The organism is Pseudomonas sp., assembly GCF_037994325.1.
GTDB lineage: Bacteria > Pseudomonadota > Gammaproteobacteria > Pseudomonadales > Pseudomonadaceae > Aquipseudomonas.
Genome location: NZ_JBBNAH010000492.1, coordinates 1 through 1,994, shown reverse-complemented (window position 1 = coordinate 1,994; position 1,994 = coordinate 1). Strand labels below are relative to the sequence as shown.

Annotated in this window: 3 protein-coding genes; 1 reads left to right on the top strand and 2 read right to left on the bottom strand. The window is 58.1% G+C overall.

Annotated features, from left to right (window positions below):
* The first annotated feature begins 95 nt into the window (after positions 1-95).
* The gene (locus tag AAAB16_RS16755) at positions 96-1,280 is read left to right on the top strand and encodes an MFS transporter (protein WP_340664339.1); all 1,185 of its coding nucleotides are present in this window, start codon (positions 96-98) and stop codon (positions 1,278-1,280) included.
* Between the two features lie 31 nt (positions 1,281-1,311).
* Here the strand turns inward: AAAB16_RS16755 and AAAB16_RS16750 are convergent, their stop codons facing one another.
* Together AAAB16_RS16750 and AAAB16_RS16745 are read right to left on the bottom strand one after the other, a co-directional pair.
* Complete coding sequence (locus AAAB16_RS16750) at positions 1,312-1,554, bottom strand: hypothetical protein (RefSeq protein WP_340664338.1); 243 nt, start codon at positions 1,552-1,554, stop codon at positions 1,312-1,314.
* A 149-nt stretch (positions 1,555-1,703) separates the two neighbouring features.
* Positions 1,704-1,991, bottom strand: a complete 288-nt coding sequence (locus tag AAAB16_RS16745) for an XRE family transcriptional regulator (RefSeq protein ID WP_340664340.1) — start codon at positions 1,989-1,991, stop codon at positions 1,704-1,706.
* Positions 1,992-1,994: the final 3 nt, after the last annotated feature.

The following is a 1,994-nucleotide window of genomic DNA, read 5'->3' as shown; positions in this document are numbered from 1 at the left end:
GGAAATAAATTCACAGCAATCAGGAGAAAGTACCGCAAATAAGACAGCAATTCGCCAATAAGCTAGCGACCTAGATTCTCACCGAGCTATTCGCTATGCAAACCTCAACCTTCGCTGTCCCCGCTGAAGCTGCACCACGCGCGGGCCTGTCGATCCTGATTCTGGCCATCGCCGGCTTTATCATCCTGACCACGGAATTCCTCATCCTTGGCCTGCTGCCAACCCTGGCGCGTGACCTGAACATCTCCATCCCCCTGGCCGGCCAACTGGTCACGCTGTTCGCCTTTACCGTGATGATTTTCGGCCCGCTGCTCACCGCCAAGCTCGCCCACCTGCCGCGCAAAAAGCTGTTTGTGTTTGTGCTGCTGGTGTTTGTGGCTTCCAACGCCCTGGCTGCCCTGGCGCCGAACATTTGGGTACTGGCGCTGGCGCGCTTTATCGCTGCGCTGTTTCTGCCGGTGTTCTGGAGTACCGCCAGCGAAACCGCCGGGCAACTGGCCGGTCCGGGCAATGCCGGTAAAGCCGTGGCGCAGGTGTATATGGGTATTTCTGCCGCCTTTGTATTTGGCATTCCGCTGGGCACGTTGGCCGCCGACGCCTTCGGCTGGCGTGGCAGTTTCTGGTTGTTGGCAGGGGCCGCACTGTTGATTGCGCTGTTGATCCAATTGGTGATGCCCAACATGCCAGCCGCGCCGAAACAGGCCCATGGCGAAAGCCAGACGCAAATCCTTAAACAACCGCGCTTTCTTGCCCACGTGTTGCTTTCGACGCTGGCCTTTACCGCCATGTTTATTGCCTACACCTACCTAGCCGATACCCTTGAGCGACTGGCTGGCATTCCCAGCAAAGAAGTGGGCTGGTGGCTAATGGGCTTTGGCGCGGTGGGTATGCTCGGCAATCACTTGGGCGGGCGCATGGTCGACCGCAATCCACTGCTGGCCATGGTGCTGTTTCTACTGATGCTGGCAGCGGGCATGCTCGCGGCGGTACCGGCTGCTGGCCATACCGTCTGGTTGATCATCGCGTTGACGGCGTGGGGTGTTGCCCACACCGCGTTGTTCCCGATCTGCCAGGTGCGTGTCATGCAAGCCGGCGCCAAAGCGCAAGCATTGGCCGCCAGCATGAATATTTCGGCGGCCAATGCCGGTATTGGTTTGGGCGCCATTCTGGGCGGTTTGGGTATTCGCCATCTCGGCCTGCAATCGCTCGGCGTTATGGCCGCCGTGGTGGCTGCTGCGGCCGTTGCCGTGGCGCTGCTGATGATGCGTCGACGGGGGTAACCCACAGGCGAGCCGACCATGCTCGGCTCGCCTAACGGGTGTCGGTTTTCTTCGTGGCTTTACGCACCGACACCACATCAATAATCACCACGCCCATGCGCTTGAGCTGCTCATCGAGGAAGTGATGGCCTTCCATGCTTGGCAGCGCCTCACCCTCTTCAATCTCCTGGGCGATCACCGCAAATTTTACCGCCAGCATATTCGGCACCAAGCGCGTGGAAATGTAAGCGGTGCGGGGGCTGCCATGGCGGCTATAGAAGATCTTTGAATCCACGGTTGCTGTCTTCCTTAACGCGGGCTTCCTGCCCTGCTACGTCTGAAACCAGTTGAAAACAACACGCCAGCTACTTAGGCGACGGCGGAAGATTAGCAGTTGAACGGCGGAAGAAAATAGCCGCGTACTGCGCTACTAAAAGACGCACTTCACGCCGCTGCTCGCGCCGTAACTTCAACCTCGATCTTCAAGTTGGCACCGGCCAACATATTCACCAGCGCATCCAGAGAAAACTTATCGACTTTGCCTTTCAGCAGATCATTAAGCCGAGGCTGCGTCAGTTGTAACCGCTGGGCTGCATCTTTTTGAGTCATTCCCCAATTATTCACAGCCTCTGCAAGAGCGCGCATCAGCTGTGCACGCAGACGCAGATTTTCTGCCTCCTGCGGCGAATCGGCCAACGCGTCCCAGATGCTGTCATAGCGTTCGCTGCTCATAAG